Annotated in this window: 20 protein-coding genes; 14 read left to right on the forward strand and 6 right to left on the reverse strand. The window is 65.7% G+C overall.

Translation table 11 applies throughout. The features are described from left to right. Nucleotides 1-141: 141 nt before the first annotated feature. Together HUG10_RS15410 and HUG10_RS15415 are read left to right on the forward strand one after the other, a co-directional pair. On the forward strand, nt 142-1,116 hold the full coding sequence (locus HUG10_RS15410) for a dihydrodipicolinate synthase family protein (protein WP_179170417.1): 975 nt from the start codon (nt 142-144) through the stop codon (nt 1,114-1,116). 1,034 nt (nt 1,117-2,150) lie between these two features. After that, nucleotides 2,151-2,822, forward strand: a complete 672-nt coding sequence (locus HUG10_RS15415) for a carbohydrate-binding family 9-like protein (protein WP_179170418.1) — start codon at nt 2,151-2,153, stop codon at nt 2,820-2,822. Nucleotides 2,823-3,088: 266 nt separating this feature from the next. On the opposite strand, the gene HUG10_RS15420 is transcribed toward HUG10_RS15415, so the two are convergent. Both HUG10_RS15420 and HUG10_RS15425 read right to left on the reverse strand, forming a co-directional pair. Then, on the reverse strand, nt 3,089-3,847 hold the full coding sequence (locus HUG10_RS15420; RefSeq protein ID WP_394354995.1) for an IclR family transcriptional regulator: 759 nt from the start codon (nt 3,845-3,847) through the stop codon (nt 3,089-3,091). A gap of 354 nt (nt 3,848-4,201) precedes the next feature. Continuing rightward, nucleotides 4,202-5,065 carry an amidohydrolase family protein gene (locus HUG10_RS15425; protein ID WP_179171107.1) on the reverse strand — a complete coding sequence of 288 codons (864 nt, stop codon included), beginning with the start codon at nt 5,063-5,065 and terminating at the stop codon, nt 4,202-4,204. A 107-nt stretch (nt 5,066-5,172) separates the two neighbouring features. Here HUG10_RS15425 and HUG10_RS15430 point away from each other — a divergent pair, with 107 nt between their 5' ends. Further along, the gene (locus HUG10_RS15430; RefSeq protein ID WP_179170420.1) at nt 5,173-5,478 is read left to right on the forward strand and encodes an L-rhamnose mutarotase; all 306 of its coding nucleotides are present in this window, start codon (nt 5,173-5,175) and stop codon (nt 5,476-5,478) included. A gap of 101 nt (nt 5,479-5,579) precedes the next feature. Here HUG10_RS15430 and HUG10_RS15435 read toward each other — a convergent pair whose 3' ends face one another. Then, nucleotides 5,580-6,611 carry a zinc-dependent alcohol dehydrogenase gene (locus HUG10_RS15435; protein ID WP_179170421.1) on the reverse strand — a complete coding sequence of 344 codons (1,032 nt, stop codon included), beginning with the start codon at nt 6,609-6,611 and terminating at the stop codon, nt 5,580-5,582. A gap of 389 nt (nt 6,612-7,000) precedes the next feature. On the opposite strand from HUG10_RS15435, the gene HUG10_RS15440 reads away from it, so the two are divergent. From HUG10_RS15440 to rhcF, 3 genes are all read left to right on the forward strand, one after another. Beyond that, on the forward strand, nt 7,001-8,215 hold the full coding sequence (locus HUG10_RS15440; RefSeq protein ID WP_179170422.1) for an enolase C-terminal domain-like protein: 1,215 nt from the start codon (nt 7,001-7,003) through the stop codon (nt 8,213-8,215). 4 nt (nt 8,216-8,219) lie between these two features. Further along, nucleotides 8,220-9,248, forward strand: a complete 1,029-nt coding sequence (locus HUG10_RS15445; RefSeq protein ID WP_179170423.1) for an LLM class flavin-dependent oxidoreductase — start codon at nt 8,220-8,222, stop codon at nt 9,246-9,248. A 332-nt stretch (nt 9,249-9,580) separates the two neighbouring features. Then, entirely contained in the window at nt 9,581-10,429 is an 849-nt protein-coding gene (gene rhcF / locus HUG10_RS15450) for a 2,4-diketo-3-deoxy-L-rhamnonate hydrolase (RefSeq protein WP_179170424.1), read from the forward strand. A 149-nt stretch (nt 10,430-10,578) separates the two neighbouring features. Here rhcF and HUG10_RS15455 read toward each other — a convergent pair whose 3' ends face one another. Beyond that, a complete protein-coding gene (locus HUG10_RS15455; RefSeq protein ID WP_179170425.1) occupies nt 10,579-11,610 on the reverse strand; it encodes a GDSL-type esterase/lipase family protein in 1,032 nt (343 codons plus the stop codon). Between the two features lie 161 nt (nt 11,611-11,771). Between HUG10_RS15455 and HUG10_RS15460 the strand changes: the two genes are divergently transcribed. Further along, entirely contained in the window at nt 11,772-13,427 is a 1,656-nt protein-coding gene (locus HUG10_RS15460; RefSeq protein ID WP_246310157.1) for a right-handed parallel beta-helix repeat-containing protein, read from the forward strand. A 168-nt stretch (nt 13,428-13,595) separates the two neighbouring features. Here the strand turns inward: HUG10_RS15460 and HUG10_RS15465 are convergent, their stop codons facing one another. Continuing rightward, nucleotides 13,596-14,054, reverse strand: a complete 459-nt coding sequence (locus HUG10_RS15465; protein WP_179170426.1) for a universal stress protein — start codon at nt 14,052-14,054, stop codon at nt 13,596-13,598. A gap of 110 nt (nt 14,055-14,164) precedes the next feature. Here HUG10_RS15465 and HUG10_RS15470 point away from each other — a divergent pair, with 110 nt between their 5' ends. The 7 genes from HUG10_RS15470 (at nt 14,165) to HUG10_RS15500 (ending at nt 20,835) form a co-directional block, all read left to right on the forward strand. Further along, nucleotides 14,165-14,383: a hypothetical protein gene (locus tag HUG10_RS15470; protein ID WP_179170427.1), complete on the forward strand. Its 219-nt coding sequence runs from the start codon at nt 14,165-14,167 to the stop codon at nt 14,381-14,383. A gap of 131 nt (nt 14,384-14,514) precedes the next feature. Continuing rightward, the gene (locus tag HUG10_RS15475; protein ID WP_246310158.1) at nt 14,515-16,329 is read left to right on the forward strand and encodes an ABC transporter substrate-binding protein; all 1,815 of its coding nucleotides are present in this window, start codon (nt 14,515-14,517) and stop codon (nt 16,327-16,329) included. Between the two features lie 62 nt (nt 16,330-16,391). Then, nucleotides 16,392-17,399: an ABC transporter permease gene (locus HUG10_RS15480; protein WP_246310159.1), complete on the forward strand. Its 1,008-nt coding sequence runs from the start codon at nt 16,392-16,394 to the stop codon at nt 17,397-17,399. Continuing rightward, nucleotides 17,396-18,403, forward strand: coding sequence for an ABC transporter permease (locus HUG10_RS15485; protein ID WP_179170429.1), 1,008 nt, complete (start codon nt 17,396-17,398; stop codon nt 18,401-18,403). Before HUG10_RS15480 ends, HUG10_RS15485 begins: the two co-directional genes overlap by 4 nt. Nucleotides 18,404-18,419: 16 nt before the next feature. After that, nucleotides 18,420-19,493 (forward strand): ABC transporter ATP-binding protein, encoded by a 1,074-nt coding sequence (locus HUG10_RS15490; protein ID WP_179170430.1) that lies wholly within the window; start codon nt 18,420-18,422, stop codon nt 19,491-19,493. Further along, nucleotides 19,490-20,566: an ABC transporter ATP-binding protein gene (locus HUG10_RS15495; protein ID WP_179170431.1), complete on the forward strand. Its 1,077-nt coding sequence runs from the start codon at nt 19,490-19,492 to the stop codon at nt 20,564-20,566. Before HUG10_RS15490 ends, HUG10_RS15495 begins: the two co-directional genes overlap by 4 nt. Nucleotides 20,567-20,613: 47 nt before the next feature. After that, nucleotides 20,614-20,835, forward strand: coding sequence for a hypothetical protein (locus HUG10_RS15500; protein ID WP_179170432.1), 222 nt, complete (start codon nt 20,614-20,616; stop codon nt 20,833-20,835). A gap of 111 nt (nt 20,836-20,946) precedes the next feature. Here the strand turns inward: HUG10_RS15500 and HUG10_RS15505 are convergent, their stop codons facing one another. Beyond that, nucleotides 20,947-22,077 (reverse strand): enolase C-terminal domain-like protein, encoded by a 1,131-nt coding sequence (locus tag HUG10_RS15505; protein ID WP_179170433.1) that lies wholly within the window; start codon nt 22,075-22,077, stop codon nt 20,947-20,949. Between the last annotated feature and the right edge of the window lie 79 nt (nt 22,078-22,156).

Raw genomic sequence — 22,156 nt, forward strand, 5'->3', positions numbered from 1 at the left:
GTCTCGTCTCGGTGCCGGTCTCGCCGTGTTCGCCCTCGATTCCCGAGGTTCGCCCGTTCCGTCCTGGCCTCACCGTCCCGTTCTTCTAGATTTCCCACAGGTGGACGAAGGTATTATGACGACGGGCTGGGATTCACTTCTATGCCACTTTCCGAGGACGGCGTGCGTCAGCACCTGCGTGGCGTCGCCGCTGGTCTCCTCACACCGTTCGACGCCGATACAGAGGTTGACCATTCGAAACTGAAGGAGAACGCGGAGACGCTCTACAGCGCGGGCATTCGGACGTTCCTCGCGGCCGCGAACATCAGCGAGTACCACTCCCTCTCCCGCGACGAACGGGTCGCGGTGACCGAATCGAGCGTCGACGCTCTCCCATCCGACGCCTGCGTTCTCGCGGGGGTCGGGGGGAGTACGTCGGCGGCGCAGGAACTCATCAGGGCGTACGACCGGGTCGGCGTCGACGCGATGATGGTGATGCCGCCGGACCACTCGTACGTCCACGAGCAGGGACTCATCCGCTACTACGAGAAGCTGGATTCCGCCACCGAAACGCCGCTCGTCCCGTACGTCAAGGGGTTCGACCCGTCGGTCGGCTACCTTCAGGATCTGACGCGCGTCGACGGCGTCGTCGGCATCAAGTACGCGCTGGAGGACGCGGTGAAACTCGGCGCGGCAGTTCCCGCGGGGGCCGACGACGTCGTCTGGGTGGATGGCCTCGCCGAGCCGTTCGCGGTGCCGTTCTGGAACGAGGGAATAGAGGGATTCTCCGCCGGCGTCAGCAACTTCCGCCCCGAGGTCGGCCTCGAACTGTTCGACGCGCTCACGGCGGAGGACTGGGAGCGTGCACGTCGCATTCGAAACGTCTGTATCCCATATCAGAACTTCCGAGAGGAGACGGGACAGGGGAACTCCATCGCGGGAGCGATCAGCGTCTCCGCGGTGAAGAAGGGACTCGATCTCGCCGGCCTCCACGGCGGCGGGGTTCGCGAACCCATCCAGCCACTCTCGCCGGCGGACGAACGCCGGGCCGAGGAGCTCTACGACCGACTCGACGACGATATCGAACGCGTCATCGGCGACAGCACTCAGTCGTGGGCGACTGGAGACACCGACTAGCTGCGCCTCTCGAATCACGCCGTCGACCGCCCCCGTGGGCGCTCCATTCCGGAGGACTGCGGCTTGAAGGGACTGACGTTCCGACCGTGACGAGATTACGTCTTCGCTTTTCACAGGCGCGGCGGTGCGCCGGAGGCCGTGGACGTTCTCCTCGCCGTCGATTCCGTACTCGCCCTCGGCGATGACTTCCGTCCGTCGCGAGGCTCTCGGGACCCGCGAGCGACGTCGAGGTCCGGTTCGGAGCTTCACTCGTCTATGACTCGCGCCGTCTCTCGAGGGGGGCGGTGTGCGAGGCCCGCAGTTGTAGTGCATCGAGGATACTGAACGCGACCCGTGCCCCTTCGGTTCGTCGCCCGTCTCCGTTCTCGAACCGGGATAGGGCGAACACCGTTCTGCGACGATCCGACAGTCGTTCTCGGGAGGGGAACGCGTGACATCCTCCATCCGGGCGGAAATGAGCGCGTCCATCCAGGTTTCCTGGCTTTATCGGCCAGTTCTTCAGAAACCCGTACAACTGCTGCCGGAACCACGAGGTGGTTTCTTCGATGACCGTTCCCGTAGCGGAAACGGGATCGCCGTTTAAACGGTCCCGTCCCCCACCAGGGGGGGACGGAACTCGAAACGTACCACGTGAGATTACAACACTACTACTGTAACTCCTCAGTCCAGGAGCTCGGAGTTCCCTCCGTTCAATCGTCCCGAGAGGGCCGAGAACGGCTGGCTCACCGAGGAAGCGGTCGATCAGGCCCGGACGGCACCCCGGATTCGCGAGCGGGGAACGCCTCGAGGGGGAAAATGGCAGACGTAACAATCGAACGATAGCGGTGAGGGCTTCGCCGCGCTGCATCGGATTCAGTCGACGCCGGCACGGATGCCGGCTCTCTGATCGCCCGACTGAGGGCAGGTACGCCCACAGATGGCGTTCGATCGGCGGGGGGACCGACGCGACGCGCTCGGGCTGGCCGAGGGGTGGTTCGACGTGTGGGACCGACGCTCCAGTCGACTTAAGGGGGCCGGGGCCGACGCGCCGGACGATGCGAACGTACGAAGTGCGGTACGAACCGGACGGCGTCCAGCTGTCGGGCGAGGTGAACGGAACCGCCTGGGACCGGGCGAAGGCCGGCGAGATCGACCGGTTCTCGTGGTCGGACGACGGGGATGGGCCCGGAACGGTCGTCCGCGCACTCCACGACGAGGACGCGCTGTTCCTGCAGTTCCAGGTCGAGGACCGTGAGATGCGCGCGGAGGTGACCGAACTCAACGGCCCGACGTTCGAGGACAGTTCGGTCGAGTTCTTCGCCACCCCCGGCCCGGATGCCGAGGGGAAGTACCTCAACTTCGAGGCCAACTGCTGCGGGACGTTCAAACTGGGGTGGCAGGAGCCGGCGTGGCGGGAGCGGGGAGTCGGTCGCGACCTCGTGTCGCCGATGCTCGCCGGGGAGATCGACGTCGAGACGTCCGTGCCCGGTCCGACCAGAACGCCGTCGGAGGACGACAACGGGTGGTGGTTGGCCGTACGCATTCCGGAGGCGACTCTCCAGTCGTTCACCGGTCGACCGGTGTCGATAGCGCACGACGCCGTCTGGCGGGGGAACTTCTACCGGAGCGGCGTCCCGGACCACCGAAAGGCGACGTGGAACCCGCTTCCGACGCCGACACCGGAGTACCACTCCCCGGAGCACTTCGGCCGGATACGGTTCGAGTGAGGCCCCTCTCGGATCGACTGGTTCGGGGAGAAGACGACGGTTGACGATCCCGCTTTTGAAGGTACCGTCCGAGAGTCTCGGAACGGGAGGAGAACGTCGGCCCGCCCACCGGTCGCTGTCGATCTGCCGCGAACCCGGGTATTACGGGTCTACTACTGTAACGACGTCCGGCGTCCGGTGATGGCGGACGCATCTCGAACCGGGGTCGGTCCACGGTCGAACCGATGGACGACCGCTGCGGGGGTTTGGGGACGGCATCAGCGCCGTCAGGAGTAGGTCATGTTGACCTCGATGACGTTCGCCGCGCTCTGGACCTGGCGCGGGATGTCGTTCTCGTACCGGTCGTCGTGCATCCGGCTCATCGGGCCCGAAACGCTCACCGCGCCGAGAATCTCGTCGTTGCGGTCGAGGATCGGCGCGGCAATGCAGCGCATACCCTCGATGCGCTCCTCGTCGTCCGTGGCGTACCCCCGTTCCCGAATCTCGGCAAGCTGGTCGGAGAGCGTCTCCCGGTCCGTGATCGTCTTCCTGGTCACCTTCGGCAGTCCCCGCTCGGAAATGATACGGTCGACTTCCGACTGGGGCATGTGAGCGAGGATCGCCTTCCCCATGGCGGCAGTCTGGAGCGGGACGCGCATTCCGGGTCGGGTGTCGAGCGTGACGGCGTCCTCCCCCTTGGCCTTGTACAGGAAGATACCGAGGCCGTGCTCTTCGATCATGAGGTTGGCGTGCTCGCCCGTCTCGTCGGCGAGGCGGTTGATGACCGGCCGCGCCACGCGATACACCTTCATGTTCTCCCGCGCGTAGCCGCCGTACTCCAGGAACCGCGTGCCAATCCGGTAGCCGTCGGGGGCTTTCACGACGAACTCGAGTTCGACGAGCGTACTGAGGTGATCGTGTGCGGTGCTCTTGGGCACGCCGACGTGGTCGGCAACCTCCGCGATACTGGGCCGGTCGAGCTGTTTGAGCGCCTCGACGATCGCGAACGTCGTTCCGGCCGATTTCACCCGGAGCGGGTCTGACACCGTCATTGCCACAACAACACGTGAGTGAACGCATAAACGTTTGGTATCGCCGGACGGCACACTGTCACACGCCCTCGTCCAGGCGACGTACTGCGAGGAGGATCGTCCAGGCAACGTACCGCGAGGGGCAGATCGACGGCACCGACGCCGACCTGGCGTCGGGCATTACCGGACGGGCTGTTTTTTCAACCGGTGCAGAGCTTCACGGTTCCGGTCGCCGACGAACGAAGGACCCCTTCGGTGCAATCCGTCCGCCTCGATCGATGACGTAGCCAGTAGACGTCCAGCAGTACTCACACGCTCACAGTCCGTCACGGGACGTGATACCGTCGAAGCAGGTCGTAGCGCGGACGACTATCGTCGTACTGCCCGTTCGAACGCCCGGCCGCGAAGCCAACGGAGGTCGGTTTCGCCGAGTTCCGGGACCCGTTCGAGCCACGTCACGCACTCTTCGTAGGTCGCGACGTCGCTGACGTTCGGGTAGTCCGTGCCCCAGACGAGCCGCTCCCTGCCGAACTCCTCCAGGAGCCACCGGACGTGGTCGTGCATGTCCTCGTGGGGATGCGCCTCCCGGGAGCGGTGCTGGACCTCCGAGAGCTTCGCGTACACGTTATCATACTCCGCGAGTTCGGCGTACGTCGAGAACGAGGACTCGTCCGGTGGGGTGGCGGGGTCGGCGTGCGAGAAGTGGTCGACGAGGTAGGTCAGGTCGGGGTAGGCGTCGACGAGTGCGACCACCTGGTCGAGCTGGTCGACATGGGCGAGCACCTGCACGACCGCGTCCGTCTCCCACGCAGCCGCCCAGAACGCCCGCTCCTCGATGGCGTCGAGCAGCCAGTCCACCGCTGGATCGAACGTCTCCCACATCCGGTCGTACGGGCAGATGGCGCCGAGGCGGAACCCCACCACGCCGTCGTTGGCCATCAGGTTCCGGAGGTGGTCGGCGGCGCCGTCGGCGAACTGGTCGACCATGACGATACCGGAGAGTCGGTCGTGGCTCGCCGCCTCGACGGTGTACCAGTTGTCGGTCCACTCGCAGATGGGGTAGCCGACGACGACGGCCTCGTCGACGCCAGCCCCGTCCATGTCGGACAGCAATCGATCGACGTCGTACACCGCCGGCACGTCGAACGTCTCCACGAGATCGACGATGTCGCCGTTGACCCACGGGTGCTCCGGGCTCGGACGGCCCCACGCGTGCATGTGACTGTCGATGATCATTGGGTGAGTGCACTCCCCGACATCTCAAAAGCCTTCCCCGCCGACCGCTCGATACGCCTCCCCGGCGAAACGGCTATGAGGGCGTTCCGTGAACGGGCGCTCGCATGGAACGGATCGCGTTTCACCTCGAGATCGTCGACGGAAAGCGTGACGCCTACCGCGAAGCCCACGAGAGCGTTCCGGAGGAGTTGGTGGAGGCGTACCTCTCCTCCGGCGCCGGCATCGAATCCTACAGCGTGTTCGAACAGGACGGCCACGTCTTCGGCTTCATGACCGTGGAGAATCCCGAGGCAGTCCGGCGCGTGATGGAGTCGAGCAGGGCCCAGTCCTCCTGGAACGAGGTGATGGACCCGATCCTCGAGGACGGCGACGGCGGGATCTGGATGGACGAAGTGTACCGGATGAAGTAACTTATCGAACTCGGCCGACGGGCTGGACGAACGGCTCCGCCCACCGGGAGTGTTACTATGGGACTAGGGGAACTCACGTCGGAGAGGTCCGCTGCCGTGGACTACTCCGCGAACGAGAAGACCGGCTTGCAGGTCTCCGAGGAGAGGAACGCCTCGAACGCCGCCGTCGGATCGTCTACAGAGTAGGAGGAGTCGACGATGACGCCCGGCTGGATGGCGCCGTTGTCCATCAGCCGAAGCGCCTGCTCGAAGTTGCGCCACGTCGAGCCGTAGGAGGTGTTGATGTCGATCTCGCCGCGAACGGGCGGGGTCATGTACAGTTCGCTCGGCTCGGCCGGCAGCCCGACGACGACGACCTGGCCGCCCTTCCTGACGTGCTCGACCGCGGTCTCGACGCCGCTCCTGTGCCCCGTGGTGTCGAAGACGACGTCGAATCCCACCCCGTCCGTGAACGACTCGGTGTGCGCTTCGAGGTCGGATTCCTCCAGGTTCACCGTCTCGATGCCAAGGTCCTCGAGCAGCGGGAGCCGGTAGACGGTGTCGCGTTCGAGCCCCGAGACGAGCACGTTCGCGCCCATCGAATCCGCGACGCAGGCCGTGAGCACTCCGATCGGACCCGGCCCCTCGACGAGCACGTTGTGGCCGGGGGTCGTCATCGACTGGGTCAGAACCGCCCGGGCGGCGATGCTCGTCGGCTCCGTGATGGCGGCGTGCTCGAGCGGGACGTCTGCCGGCACCGAGTGGAGGTGCTGGTCCTCGACCGTCACGTACTCGGTGTAGGCGCCGTCGCGATGCATCCCGGTGATGGAGAAGTTCTGGCACACGTTCGGCTGTCCGTTCCGACACTGGAAGCAGGTGCCGCAGTCGTGGATCGGCTCCTCGACGACCTTCTCCCCGACGGAGAACTCCTCGACATCGTCGCCGACCGCCTCCACGACGCCGGCGTACTCGTGGCCCATGATTCGGGGCATCGGGACCCACTCGTAGCCGCCCTCGTACCGGTAGGCGTGCGCGTCGCTCCCGCAGAGGCCCGCCGAATGAACGCGGACTAGTACCTCGTCGTCAGCAGGAGTTGGGCGGTCTCGATTCTGGAGTTCGACGGATTCGGGTCCGGTTTGCACGATGGCTTTCATTGGTATGGCGAGATGCTCACCGATAACGGGGGAGCTCGTTCGAACAGCGGTTTCGCGGAGGAGACCTTATAATTTTGGTCTGTTACCCGTGGTGGGTGGGAGTTCGAGTACGCGCTCGGGCGGCGGGCACCTCCCGACGGACGGGAACGGCCGTTCGAGACGAACCGACCCGGAACCGCTCCGACGGACCCCTCTCGGGACTCGGGAACGTGACCGTCACCCCGCACGACGCCGGACGAAGCCCAGAGCGGTGGAACCGCCTCGCCGGTCTCGAATCGTGGCCGAGCACCTCCGGCACCTCGACGGCGGCGGGAGCACGGGCCTTCACAAAGATTTATGGTCGAGTTCCGCACGTCTCACACGTACACGGCCACCAGCCAACGCCACCCATGGAAATCACAGATATCTCAGTCACCAAGGTCAGCACGGAGTCGTGGGGCGAGTTCGTCGAGTTCCCCCTCGTCACCGTGATGAGCAAGTTCGAGGAGTACAACAACGCCGACGGCGACAACCCCCAGGCCCGCCGGAAGTGGATGGGGCCGGTCGGGGACGTCGTCGTCGAGGTCGAGACCGACGCGGGCATCACCGGCGTCGGCCAGGGTAACTGGGCGACCGGCGCCATCGAGACCATCGTCGACGAGACGCTCTCGAAACTCATCGTCGGCGAGGACCCGACCGAACGCGAGCGTCTCTGGGATATGATGTACCGGGCGACCATCCCGTTCGGCCGCAAGGGCGCCGCGATCGAGGCCATCAGCGCCGTCGACATCGCGCTCTGGGACATCGCCGGCAAGGAGGCCGGCAAGCCGGTCTACGAACTACTCGGCGGGCCGACCGAGAGCGAGATCACCGCCTACGCGAGCAACCTCCACCCGGTCGACCACGACAAACTCGCCGAGGAAGCGCAGGACTACGCCGACCAGGGGTTCGACACGATGAAGCTCCGGTTCCGGTACGGCCCGGAGGCGGGACGGCGCGGGATGCGCGAGAACGAGGGCATCGTGGAGACCGTCCGCGACGCCGTCGGCGACGATATCGAGATCGCCGGCGACGCGTACATGGGCTGGACCGTGAAGTACGCGAAACGGATGATCTCACGGCTGGACCGGTACGACGTGGCATGGGTCGAAGAGCCGGTCCTCCCCGACGAGATCGACGGGTACGCCGAAGTCCGCGAGCACGTGGCTACACCCATCTCCGGTGGCGAGCACGAGTTCACCCGCTTCGGGCACAAGGAACTGCTCGACCGCGGGGCGGTCGACATCCTCCAGCCCGACGTCCACCGGGTGGGCGGCATCACCGAGATGATGCGCATCGCGGACATGGCGAGCACGTACAGCGTCCCGGTCGTCCCCCACTCGGGGACGAACCCGACGCTCCACTGTATCGCGGCCTCGGACAACATACCGATGGCCGAGTACTTCCCCATCCCGGAGTGGTACAGGCAGCGCCAGCAGGAGGCAGCCGACCGCGAGTCGACGTACGCGGACGCCATCTACGCGAACCCGCCGGATGCGGAGGGTGGAACCATCCCCCTCCCCGAAGGGGTCGGCGTGAGCGCGGAACTCAACCGCGAGGCGCTCGAACACTTCGCCGTGGAGTGACCCGATGAGCGAGCTATCGTTCGAGTTCAACGTGCCGGTGTTCGCGGGGGCGCCCCAGTCGGACGCGGAGCCCGTCCACCGGGACACGCCGTGTTACGAGGAGCTCGACTGGGAGACCACCCGGATGGGGGTCGAGACGGCGGAGGACCTCGGCTTCGACGCCGTCTGGGCGCCCGACCACCTCATGCTCGGGCGCGACCACGCGGAGTACGAGTGCTGGACGCTCCTCAGCGCCATCGCCGGGTTCACCGAGGACGTGAACGTCGGCTCGCTCGTACTGTGTAACGACTACCGGAATCCCGCGCTCGTCGCGAAGATGGCGGCCACCCTGGACGTGGTCAGCGACGGCCGTCTCGAACTCGGGCTCGGCGCCGGGTGGCACGAACCCGAGTACGACGCCTACGGTTGGGAGTACCGCGACGGCTTCGAGCGCCTGATGCGGCTCGACGAGTCCATCCGGCTGATGAAGCGGATGTGGGACGCCGGCACCGACGGCGCGAGCTTCGACGGCGACCGCTACCAGATCGAGAACGCTTACTGCGCGCCGCCGCCGGTGCAGGACCCGCACCCGCCGATACTCGTCGGCGGGCAGGGCGAGGAGGTCACGCTCAAACTGGTCGCGAAACACGCCGACGTCTGGAACACGGACGTCTTCAACGGCGACGTGGAGACGCTCGAACACAAGATCGGCGTCATCGAGGACCACTGCGAGACCGTCGGACGCGACCCCGACGAGATCGAGTACTCGTGGGACGGCCACGTCATCTGCACCCGCGACGAGGAGAAGTTCGAACGGCTGCTGGACCTGATGACGCCGATCCAGTTCGAGGAGGAGTACCAGGACCGGGCGGCGATCGAGACGGAGGAGGACGCCCGGGAGTACTTCATCATCGGCACTCCCGAGGAGTGCGCCGAAGCCATCGAGCGACGGATCGGGGCGGGCGTCACGAAGTTCCAGGGCTGGTTCGTCGACTTCCCCGACACGGCCGGGATGGAGCTGTTCGCCGACGAGGTGATCCCGCAGTTCGACTGACGGTCCCTCCCGACGAGGATGCCTGTTTTTGCGAACGTGCGACGGAGACTGTACGGATGCGGTCCGGATCCTCGGAATCCGTGACGCTGTGCGTCCACGCGCGGTGTCCTACGGACGAGGATGATGTGGAGTACTTCGACGCGCTGGACCGGACACGGGACCGATGAACACCTCCGACGACAGTGAGCGAGTGACGGTGCAGCGGTGGGCCGCGGCGCCGATACCGGGCCGGAACGAGTTCTCGGAGGCGCGACGGGCATCGAGGTGCGTCCATCCCGCTCCCGAGCTGGGGAACACAATAGTTAGGTGTTCCCGGGGTGGATCGACTTTCGATGCAGTTCGTTCGATACACCGGAGGCGGAGCCCCGCAGTGGGGCGTTCGCCGCGACGACGCAATCGTACCGCTCACCGGACTCCGCGAGGACGTGTCCTACCAGCAGTTGACCAGCCCTGGGTTCCTGCGGGTCGTCGAGGACGCAGTAGACGCCGCAGAGGACCGCTCGGTGGCGGTGGAGAGCGTCGACGTGCTGGCGCCCGTTCCGCATCCCGGCAAGATAATCTGCGTCGGGTTGAACTACCACGACCACGCCGAAGAACAGAACGAGGACGTGCCCGAACGGCCGCTCCTGTTCGGGAAGGCCGACACGGCGGTCACGAACCCGGGGGATCCCATCGTCCACCCCGCCGAGGTCGAAGAGGTCGACTACGAGGTGGAACTCGGCGTCGTCGTGGGCCGGACGGCCAGGGACGTCCCCGCCGAGGACGCCCGCGACTACGTCGCCGGGTACACGGCCATCAACGACGTAAGCGGACGGGACGCCCAGTTCGATGACGAGCAGTTCTTCCGCGGGAAGAGTTACGACACGTTCGCCCCGATGGGCCCGACACTCGTCCCGGAGGGCTACCTCGATCCGAACGACCTGGACGTCGCCTGCCGCGTCAACGGCGAGACGAAGCAGTCCTCGAACACCGAGGAGTTCATCTTCGACGTCGGGGAGGTCGTCGAGTACATCAGCGGGATCACGACGTTGCGACCCGGCGACGTGATCTCCACGGGGACCCCCGGCGGCGTCGGCATCTTCCGCGACCCCCCGGAGCTCCTCGCCCCCGGCGATACCGTCGACGTCGAGATCGAGGGTATCGGAACGCTGACGAACCCCGTCGTGGCCGAACGACGGTAGACCCGAACGCGGTCCGGAACCGAACCAGGGCCAACGGGTCACGGACATACTTCTCCCCGACAGCGGCACTATCGAACACGGCAGCGCGGAGCGATACGAGGCTGGGGGTCGATCGCCAGGAGAGGGGTATCGCTTCGCCGACCGACGCGTCAGGCCGACGAATCGGTCCCCGCCAGGAGCGGCGTCAGCTCGCGCGCGAGGTTCTCCCCCATCCGTATCATGGCGTCGTCGCCGGGGTGGACGAGATCGGTCGTCAGTCCGGCGGCCGTCGGGAGGACGTCCGGCCCCTCGACGAGGTGGACGTTGTCGTGGTCGCAGTCGGCGACGACGGCTCTGAGCGCGTCCCGGAAGCGTTCGCATTCGTCGCCTTCCTCGTGGTCGGTCCGGTAGTCGCGGGCGTTCGGGAAGATCGTGATGGGGGCGACGGGTCGGTCCGGGTTCGCTCCCGCGACGGTGTCGACCATCGCGGACGCCCGGTCGCGGAACACCTTGAGCGGGAACGTGCCGACCATGTTCACCGACAGGGAGAGCGTCGCGATGTCCCAGTCGTCGCGGCCGGCGACGTGTTCGGCCATCGCCTCGTCGCAGTACGCGGTGCCGCAGGAGCCGAGGTTTATCGCGTCGGCGCCGAGGCGTCGCGCGGTCTGGTTGACGTACGTGAGCGTCTCGCTGACGGGGGCTTCGCCCTCGGTTATCGACGTGCCGTACGCGAGATATCGCACCGACGGGACCTCCGACGCGTGCGGCGGGCGGACGGTCCCCTCGACGCCGTGGAAGCGAACGTGCCCCCCGCGGTGCTCTCCAGGGAGGACGAGCCGGCACAGACGGGGGTCGTACCGGAGCCCATCCCGGACGGATGGACGGAGGTCGGTCAACTGTTCGGGACGTTCGAGTTCGATGGTCCGGGGCTCCTCACCGACGATGACCTCCCTCCCAGTGGCCTGGAAGTCGCCCCAGAACGGACGGACCACGCTGTCGCGCACGCGTGAGGAGAGCGTCACGCTGACGGGTTCGTCGGGGACGAACCGGAGTTCGACGCCGGCGGGGTGACACATCCGACTCTGTGCCCCGTCGTTCAGCCGAGTTCGAACGTCCTCGGGCACCCGTTGCAGTCTGAGACCGTCACCGTCGACGTCTCGCAGCTCTTCGACGTTGTGAAACTGGATCCCGTCTCGTTCCATCTACTCCCCCCTGCACGGCAACCTACTTATCCGTGTTCCCGCCGCCCCCCGCGTCTCCGTAATCGCATCCCGTGCACTCCGTTCTCGAACGTCACGTATCTGGTTCTCGTACGAACGTAACGGAGATAAATTATTTACGCAATGGTAATGATTAGCTGCGCGTGACTGAACCCAGCTCACACAGCGACGGTACCGACCAGCACTCCGGATCCGCCCTGACGTACACCCGCCGGACGGTACTGGCACTGCTCGGCGTCGGAAGCGTCTCGGCGTTCGCCGGCGACGCAGCCGCAGACGCGCGGTCCGACGACGGAGAGACGGAGACCGGTTCCTCCGCAAGGCAGTGGAACCGCGACGTGGACGCGAACGGCCACAGCCTCTCCGAACTCGGCGAACTCGACGTTCAGCACGTCTACACCTCGGCCCGCGACGCCGACGTTGTCGTCTGGAGGGACGAAGCGGGCGTCTTCCACGCCGACGGCCCCGATGGGGAGGTCGCGAGCGGAGACGGCGTCGTCCCCGTCACGCGGGCGGCGATCGACGGCCTCACCGACGGTCGAACGTCCAAGGAGAAGGTGGTCGTCGCCTCCCCGGGCGAGGTGAAGGAGGGCGACGGGTCGATCGAACTGCCCAGTTACACCGTCCTCGACGCGCCAGTGACGCTCTCGGTTCCCGACGGCGAGGCGGTTCCGCCGGTCGTGCGGGCGGAGGGCGCATCGCAGATCGAAGTCGAATCGCTGGTCGTCGAGGGACCGGCGGACATGGGCGTCCGACTGACGAGCTGTTCGGAGGTCCGCCTCGGCGACCTGCGGATCGTCGGCGTGAGGAGCGACGGCGTCCGCATCGACGGCCGCGGCGACGCGCCCCGCTCGACCGATATCCAGGTCGACCGGGTGTACGTGGAGGGGAACGACCACCACGCGTTCGAGACGTATGGCGTCGACCGCCTCCAGATCGACCAGGTGATCGGCGTCGACCCGGCGAGTTGCGTCGTCCTCCTCAACGACACCACGGATACGACGGTCAACAGCATCGTCGGCCTCGAACCCGGTGTTCCCGCTGGATACGCCACGTTCCGCGTCGCGAACGGCGCGCACGACATCACCGTCGGCGAAGTGGTGAGTCGCGGCGGCGCGCGCGGCGTCTTCGGCGTCTCCGAGTGTTACGACGTGACCGTCGGCGAGGTCAACATCGAGGGCGCGGCGGAACAGGGCATCCTGATCCAGAACTGTCGGAACGTGACCGTGCAGGGCGGCGTCGTGAAGAACACGAACGGGGACGGCGTCCGCATCGACTCGCGCGACGACGGCGAGCAGTTCCCCGCCGAGGGCGTCTCGGTGACCAACCTCCGCGTGTACGACGACAGGGACGACCCGCAGCAAGCCTGGGGGATCCTGGAGACCGGGCCGAACACGAACAACAACCGTATCGTCGGAAACGACGTGCGCGACGCCGCGACGGAGGGGAGCATCCGGACGTTCTCGAACACGACCGTCGTCCGGGACAACGTCGGCGGCGGGTTCGCGTCCGGCGAGGTCACCCTCTCGTCGGGCGACTCGCCCGCCGCGCGCGTGGAGGGCGTTCGAAGTTCCGACTACGCCTCGGTTCCCGGAAGCGTCGAAGCGCCGGAGGACTTCGAACCCTCGGCGCTCGATCTCCGCGCGAAACCCGCGACCGGCGGGACGTCGGCCACCTACTCGTGGGAGAGCTACTTCGAGTGGGACGGCGGGGACGGCGTCTGGGATCTGGTGTTCGAGTGGCGGACCGACCCCGGGTCGGATATCGACGTTGACTACGTGGTGGACAAGACACGTTGAACTTCGGTCGTGCTGGACGGGTGGTAGTTCGGCGATCCGACCCGGGCGTCTCGAACGGGCCCCTCCAGGGGTCCCGTAGACGCGTCGCGTGAGGCACCCGTTGACCGTGCGTTCCCGGCCGGTGTCGTGGCCGCGTCCGCGGCCGACCGAGGGAGTCCCACGTTGGCCTCACTCGGCGTGGAGCGTGACGTAGCCGTCGAAGTTGAGGACGACGGACTGGGCGAGATCCCCGAAGATGGCCTTCCCCGTCGGGGAGCGCTTTCGTCCGAGGACGAAGACGTGGTCGCTCCCGGTCTCCTCGGCGACTTCGACGACGGTCTCCGCCCGTTCGTCCTCGTCGGCGATGCGCGCGACGACCTCGTACGGGACGGCGCCGTCCGCGAGGACGTCCTGCGCCAGTTCCTCGGCGACGTTCGCGGCTGCAGTGAGGACCTGGTCGTCCGTGTAGGTCGTGTTCTCGACGCTGCCGATGGTGTCGAGCATCTCCTGGGTCTCGTCGAACTCGTCCTCGGTGAACGTCACCAACAGGACGAGGTCGGCGTCCGCCCCGACGGAGTACTGTTTGGCCTCCTGCAGGAGCCCCCTGTGCGTCTCGGTATCGTCCACGAGGACCACTCCTCGATCCATACTGGAGGCATACGACCGGCATTATCTAACTCTACCGACGGGGACTCCCCGACGGACGACGTACGTTCGGCGGACAACACAATCAAATAGGCCGTGGACGACTACCCGCCATGTCCGAACCGCGCCTCGCCGGGATCCTTCGGGACTATACGACGAAGATGAAGTACGTACTCGTCATCTCGGCCGTGTCCATCCTCCTCCTGTTGCTGTCGCTGACGGCCGTCGAACCCGGCACGAGCACCCACGTGCTCGTCCTCGTGCAACTGGCGACGTTCGTCGTCCTCTTCGTCGGCGTGGTCGTCCTGCTCTGGGTGATCCACCGCACGTGACCGGACGTCGCCCGTCCGGACGGAGTGGGGTTCGTGGTCACGGACGAGGAACATCACCCGAAACCGGCAATTTCGATATGTATTTATAGGATGGATAGTATGATAAATGATGACGCATGGCAAAAAGGAGTTTGAGCCGTTGGAGCAGACGAGACTTCGTAAAGTACGGCGCCGTCGCGGGCAGTGCGGGTCTGGCGGGTTGTTTTAGCGAATCGGAGACCACGCCGACGGGCGATACGGGCGGCGACGGGAGCGACGGAGGGAGCGGAGTAGCGGACGACACGCTCGACTTCCCCGCCGGACGGCCGCCGACCGACGTCCAGTTCAACAGGTACAGCCTGGGGAACTACGCCCACACGCTGCAGGACCAACTGTTCGAGCAAGTCGCCAGAGGGTACGCGGACGGGTCGGTCCGGCCGGACCTCCTCGAGGAGATGACCGTGGACGGCAGGACGCTCACGCTGAAGTTCCCGAAGAACTTCAAGTGGTGGAACGGCGACGACCTGACGGCCGAGGACTACTTCGTCGGCCTCGAGATCGACAGGCTCCAACAGCCCGAGAAGTCCACCATCGAGAGCAACGAGCTGGTCGACGACTACACCATCGAGCGGACGTTCAAGAACGCCGTCGCGCCGAACCTGATGAAGGCGGACGTCGCGGAGACGTTCGTCAACACGCCGCGATCCGTCTACAAAGAGTACCTCACGAAACTGCAGGACGCCGCCGACCAGGGCGAACGCGACGCGGTGACCGAGGAACTGCTGAACCTGAAGATAACGACCCAGCAGCTGATCGACGAGGGACTCGGCAACGGCCTGTACCAGGTCACCGGGTTCAACTCCTCGGAGACGAAGCTGAAGAAGTTCGAGGACCACCCGTACGCGGACCGAACGGACATCCCGAAGGCGCGGATCATCCCTGAGACGGCGGCCGACGTGGACTCGCTCGCAGTGAACAACAAGGTCGACATGAACCCCGACGTCCTCATGTCGAAGTCCCAGCGGGGTTCCTACCCGGAGAACCTGCAGAACGTCTACCGCCTCAACTGGTTCCGGACGCAGAAGTTCACCTTCAACTTCAAGAACGAACACCTCGCGAAGCTCCCCGTCCGGCGGGCCATCGCCCACGCGGTGGACCTCGAGTCGATGGTCGCCGCGATGCGACAGGCCGGAACCGTCGGCAAGCCGCCGAAGAAGCAGACCGCGCTCCGATCGACCATCCACGACAAGTACCTCGGCTCGGACTTCGTCGACAAACTCATCGACTACCCGACGTCGAAGGACGTCGAGGGCGCGACCGCGCTGATGGAGGAGGCCGGGTACACCAAGAAGAACGGAAACTGGGTGGACCCCGACGGGAAGCAGTTCACGTTCAACGTCCTGACCTCGAACGAGAACATCCAGGTGCAGGCGACGAAGGTGTTCAACGACCAGTTGAACTCCTTCGGCCTCCAGACGAAGATCAGCACCGTCAGTTCCTCGGACTACTACCAGCGTCTCCAGACGTACCAGGCCGACATCTTCTGGATCTGGCACGTCGCGAAGGCGTTGTGGCACCCCACGGCGTACTTCTCGAACAACTTCTACGGCATCGAAGTCGGCGACCCGTCCAGCGGGGACGCCGGCCCGACCGGGAAGCCGTTCACGACGACCATTCCGAGCGAAGTCGGCGCGAAGGAGGTTCAGGGCGGCGGAACGGAGATCCAGCCCGCGAAGCTGATGAACGAACTGCCGTCGTCGGAGTCCAAGAAGGAGGTCAAAGAGAACACCAGAAAGCTCGTCCAGTGGTTCAACTACGCGCTTCCCGACCTCGTGTTCGTCGAGGAGGACTCGGGGTACTGGGGCGACGTCGAGGACTTCTCGATGCCGGCCGAGGGCGACCAGGAGCTCAACACGAACCGACCCGGCCAGTTCTCGTTCAAGAACGGGTGGATCAGCTCGAAGTAAGTCCCTCGCGACGGAGGCCTCGCAATGAAACGTTTATACTATCGTGCGGGAGATGCTAACCCGTGACGCCACGATACCTGTTGAAGCGACTCGGACAAGCATTGTTGACGTTCTTCGTCACAATCACGGTATCGTTCGGGCTGTATCAGGCGATGCCGGGCGGTCCGACGGAGGCGATGAAGAGCGTCATCCTCTCACAGAGCGGTTCGACCGGTATGGACATCGACCGCCTGAACACGCTGATTCAACTGTACACGAACGTGAACCCGGATCAACCGGTCCACGTGCAGTACCTGAACTACGTCAGGGACGTGGTACTGTACCAGGACCTCGGTCGGTCGTTCTTCAAGAACGAGAAGGTCACGACGCTCATCCTCCAGCGGCTGCCGTGGTCGATGTTCATCAGCCTGTACGCGTTCGCCCTCGGATACTCGCTCAGCATCATCCTCGGCGTGCTGACCGCGTACAAGGAGAAGTCGCGGTTCGACTCCGGCGTCTCCTCCGTCGTCATCGCGCTCAACTCCATCCCCTACTACATCGTGGGCGTCGTGCTCATCTACTTCCTCGCGATCGAGCAGTCGTACTTCCCCGTCGGGGGCCGAATTGGCTCGGGAGTCCCGGTGGGGTACAACCCAGACTTCATGATCAGCCTCGTCAAGCATGCCGCGCTTCCGGCCATCTCGATGGGAGTGCTCGCCACGTCAGCCGCCCTCTCGATGCGCGGGAACGCGATACGGATCCTCGGCGAGGACTACGTCCGCGTCGCGCAACTTCGCGGCCTCCGCGACACGAGAATCGCGACGCAGTACCTCGGGCACAACGCGATACTGCCGATGTACACGCAGTTCATGATCGGTATCGCGGGCGTGTTCAGCAGCGCCGTCATCGTCGAGGAGGTGTTCTCCTACCCCGGGATGGGACTGCTGATGTTCGAGGCGGTGAAGACCCAGGACTACCCGCTGTTGATGGGGACGCTCATCGTCTTCACGGCCATCTCGCTGACGGCCATCTTCGTCGCCGACCTCACGTACAGCCTCATCGACCCACGAATCTCGGTTGACGAGTCATGAGTAACCCCGAATCAGACACCTTCGACCTACAGAACCTCTACGACGAGAGCAGCGACCACGAACCCGAATCCAGGAAGGTTCGGCTCAAGCGAGCGATAGACCTGAACGCGCTGGCGCCCGCCCGGGTGGCCAGCGACGACTGGCGCGCCCTCCTCGGCGGCGCCATCCTGGCGGTGTTCGTCCTCATGGGAACCGTCGGCGTCGCCCTCGTGGACAAGCCGACGAGCGGCGACGCGCCGGTCCTCGCGGCCCCGTTCCAGGCGCTCGCGTACCCCTTCGGGACGGACGTGTTCGGCCAGCCGATCCACGCCCAACTCATCCACGCGACGCCCGGCATCTTCAAGATGATATTCGCCGGGGCCGTCGTCAGCGTCGGGTTCGCGGCCGTCGTCGGCGTCCTCTCCGGGTTCAAACACGGCGAGCGCATCGACACGATACTGATGACGTTCACGGACGTCGTCATCACGATCCCCGGGCTTCCGCTCATCATCGTCATCACGGCGATCTTCCAGCCGGAGAACCCCTACCTCGTCGGCGTCTTCCTCGGCATCGACAACTGGCCGGGGCTCGCCCGGACGGTCCGGTCGCAGGTGCTCAGCATCCGCGAGGAGTCGTACGTCGAGGCGTCGGAGATCATGGGGATTCCGCTCTCGACGATTCTCCGCCGGGACATCCTCTCGCAGCTCATGCCGTACGTGATGATCAACGGCGCGATCACGTCGCGACGCATCATCTTCGAGTCCGTCGGGCTCTACTTCCTCGGCATCCTGCCGTTCACCACGTTCAACTGGGGCGTGATGATGAACCTGGCCTACGAGGGGAACGCGCTGACGCGGCCGGAGATGCTGCACTGGATGGTGTTCCCGATGCTCTGCATCTTCCTCCTGTCGTTCAGCCTCGTCCTCCTCTCGCAGGGACTCGACAGCCTGTTCAACGTCCGCCTCCGCGCCCGGCACGCGAACACGACCAAGAAGGACGCATCGCACACCAGCCAAAGCGACTGACCGAGAAGGTAAGACAATGAACTCGACACTCGATACGGAAACCGGGACGGACGACGCGGCGCGGGACGAATCGGAGGTGGTGTTCGAAGTGCGGGACCTCGAGGTCACCTTCGGCACCAACCGTGGCGAGTCGAAGGTGGTTCGCGACGTCGACCTCGACATCCACCGCAACGAGACGCTCGGCATCGTCGGCGAGAGCGGGAGCGGAAAGTCGATGCTGTCGTCGACGCTGCTCAACGCCGTCGTGGACCCCGGCGAGACCAGCGGCGAGGTGACGTACTACCCGCCCGACGGCGGCGACCCGATCTCGGTGCTCGACCTCTCCGAGAGCGAACTGAAGGAGTTTCGCTGGGAGGAGGTGGCGATGGTGTTCCAGGGCGCGATGAGCTCGTTCAACCCGGTCAAGCGGGTTCGCGGCCACTTCTCAGAAACGTTGGAGGACCACAACCGTGACGTCGACGCCGGAATGGACCGGGCGCGCGGAATCCTCGAGGACCTCTACCTCGACCCCGACCGCGTCCTCAACGCGTACCCGTACGAGCTCAGCGGGGGGATGAAACAGCGCGCGCTCATCGCGCTCGGGCTCGTCCTGGAGCCGGAGGTGCTGGTGATGGACGAACCGACGGCGGCGCTGGACCTACTGATGCAGCGCTCCATCATCTCCCTGCTTCGCGACCTCAAGGAGGAGTACGACCTGACCATCATCTTCATCACCCACGACCTGCCGCTGTTGACCAAGCTCGCGGACCGACTCGCGGTGATGTACGCGTTCGACATCGTGGAGGTGGGCGACACGGAGGAGATACTGTACCACGCGGCGCACCCGTACACCCGGATGCTCCTGCAGGCGACGCCGGACCTGAACGTCCCCGTCGAGGAGATGCGGTCCGTCGAGGGGAACAAGCCGGACCCTGTCATCAGGATTCCCGGTTGTTCCTACCACCCGCGCTGTCCCATGGCTGACGAGTCGTGCACGCAGGCGGAACCGCCGATGGTGATGCGGTCGCCGGGCCACCGAACCGCCTGCTTCTACCACGACGACGTGGACGAAGCGATGCCGCTCCGGAGCGACGGGGAGGGCCGACGATGAGCTCCGACTCCTCGGTCGTCTCCGTCGACGACGTGTCGGTCCACTTCACGAACAACGGCGGGCTCCTCGACCTGTTCTCCGAGAACGAGACCGTCCGCGCCGTCGACGGCATCTCGCTCGACATCGGCGAGAACGACGTGGTCGCGCTCATCGGCGAGAGCGGATGCGGGAAATCGACGCTCGGGAAGGCCATCATCGGCGCGGAGCGCCCGACGTCGGGGACGGTCACGTTCCGCGGTCAGGACATCTGGGAGGCCCGCGACGAACGTGATCCGGAGATACCCTTCTCCGAGATCAGGCGCTCGCTCCAGATCATCCACCAGGACCCCGGCAGCGCGCTGAACCCGAATCAGCGCCTGTTGACCTCCCTGATGCTCCCGATGAAGAAGTGGTACCCCGACCTGAGCCGCGAACGGCGCAAGGAGCCCATCCTCGCGCTCCTCGAGAAGGTCGGACTGTCGCCCGCGGAGGACTTCGTCAACCGCTTCCCGCACCAGCTGAGCGGGGGCGAACAACAGCGGGTGGTCCTCGTCCGGTCGCTCCTCTCGAATCCGGACCTGATCCTGGCCGACGAGGCCATCAGCGCGCTCGACGTGAGCCTCCGGGTCGAGATGATGGACCTCATGCTCGAACTGCAGGAGCTGTTCGGCACGTCGTACCTGTTCATCAGCCACGACCTCTCGAACGCCCGGTACCTCGCGGAGAAGGCCGGCGGGCGAATCGCCGTGATGTACCTCGGGAGGATCGTCGAGGTCGGTCCGATAGAGCAGGTGATAGAGAACCCACAACATCCCTACACGAAGGCGCTGAAGTGGGCAACCCCCAACCTGTACGGCGACGAGGGCGAGGAGGAGCTCCCCGTCCGAGAGATAGACATCCCGGACCCGGTCGACCGTCCGTCCGGGTGCCACTTCCACCCCCGGTGTCCGAAGGCACGAGAGATCTGCCGCACGCGGGATCCGGACCTCATCACCACGGACGACGGCCACGGCGCCCGATGCTACCGGGCGGACGAGTCCCACGAGTACTGGGACAGTCAGAGCATCGTCGACGACGAGGGCGAACTCCGGTAGTCCGAACAGCATCTATTTGTGAGTGGCTGTCTAACGCTCGGGATACCATGGCCGTCGAGACGTCTCCCAGGTCGCGACCCCTGACCGCGCTATCGGAACACAAACTGTTCGTCGGTGCGGTCGCCGCCGGGGCCCTGATGATCCTGCTCGCACGGTTCGTGCTGGAGGGCGTCATCGCCGGAATGTTCGGCGTGTGGGGTATCTCGCTCGTCCTCGTCAGCGTCGGATCCTTCCTCTTCCTGTGGGCGTGGGGCGCCTACAACCGCTGACGAGGGGGAACGGAGGAGGCGCCGGCCGCGGAGTCGGACGGGTCGCAGTATCGGGAAGCGGGGAGGGTTCGGAAGGCGGGTTCGCGTTCCCGGTCGGTGGCGTCCGCGGGGTCAGTCCAGGCGGTTCTCCTCGACGAAGTCCCAGTCGAACTCGTACCCGAGACCGGGCGACTGCGGCATCTCGACCACGCCCTCGTCGTCGATCTCGTCGGGGAGTTCCTCCAGTTCGGGGAAGTACGTCGCGTAGTCGTGCTTCGGGTGGAGCAGCCCGCGTTCGTAGTACCGGCCGGGGAACGCCATCGTTCCGAGCAGGTGGAGATTCGGCGCGTCGCGGCCGTGTATCTCGCACTCGACGTTGAACGACTCGCAGAGGCCGATTGCCTTCAGCGCGGGGGTGATGCCGCCCACGTCGAAGACGCCGACGCGGACGATGTCCGCGATATCCCGCTTGATCCACTCGGCGCGGGTGTGCATCCGGCCTTCCGCGGTCTCCGGGCCGACGACGGCGATGTCGAGTTCGTTCGACAGCCACTCGTAGGAGGACATCGAGTGCTCGTCCATCGGCTCCTCGATCCAGCGGAAGTCGAGTTCTTCGAGGGCCCGGCCTATCTTCTTGGCCTCGGAACGACTGTAGAAGTGGTGCGCGTCGAGCATCAGGTCTACGTCCGGCCCGACCGCGTCGCGGACGGCCCGGCACGCCTCGATGTCGCGGTCTGGACTCTCGCCGAACGGCGGCATCCACGTGTGGAGTTTGACCGCCCGGTACCCCTCCTCGACGAGCGCTGTGGCGAAGTCGGCGTACGCCTCGGGCGTCCCGAGTCCCTCCGGGTCGTCATCGCCGACCATCGTACTTCCGTAGGCCGGAACGTCGTCGCGCGCCGCGCCGACGAGTTGGTAGACCGGCAGGTCCGCGTGCTTGCCCGCGACGTCCCAGAGGGCGCAGTCGATCGGAGCCACGCGCTTGTCGGTGAGCGTGCCCTTGTTCAACCGCTCGGCGCGACTGAGTCGCTGCCACAGCTCCTCGCGGTAGAGGGGGTTCTCCCCGACGAGGTGGCGTTTCGCGAGCTCGTTCGATCGCTCGTGTCCGCCGCGGCAGTAGCCGTCCGGGCCGCCGTCGACGACGACGTGCGTTATCGTCCCCGTCGCGTCGGTTGGGGGGCCCGGGTGGCCGTGGCCCTTCTCGTCGGCTTCGACGTGAGCGGTGTAGCGGAACCGAATGGTACGGACGTCGGTGATCTCCATCGGTGGCGTGAGTCTCTGCACCGGCGGTAATAAACTCACGGCAGGCGGCGACTGGGGACGACGGCCGCGGGTCGACATC

The sequence above is a fragment of the Halorarum halophilum genome (assembly GCF_013401515.1).
Taxonomy (GTDB): Archaea; Halobacteriota; Halobacteria; order Halobacteriales; family Haloferacaceae; genus Halorarum; species Halorarum halophilum.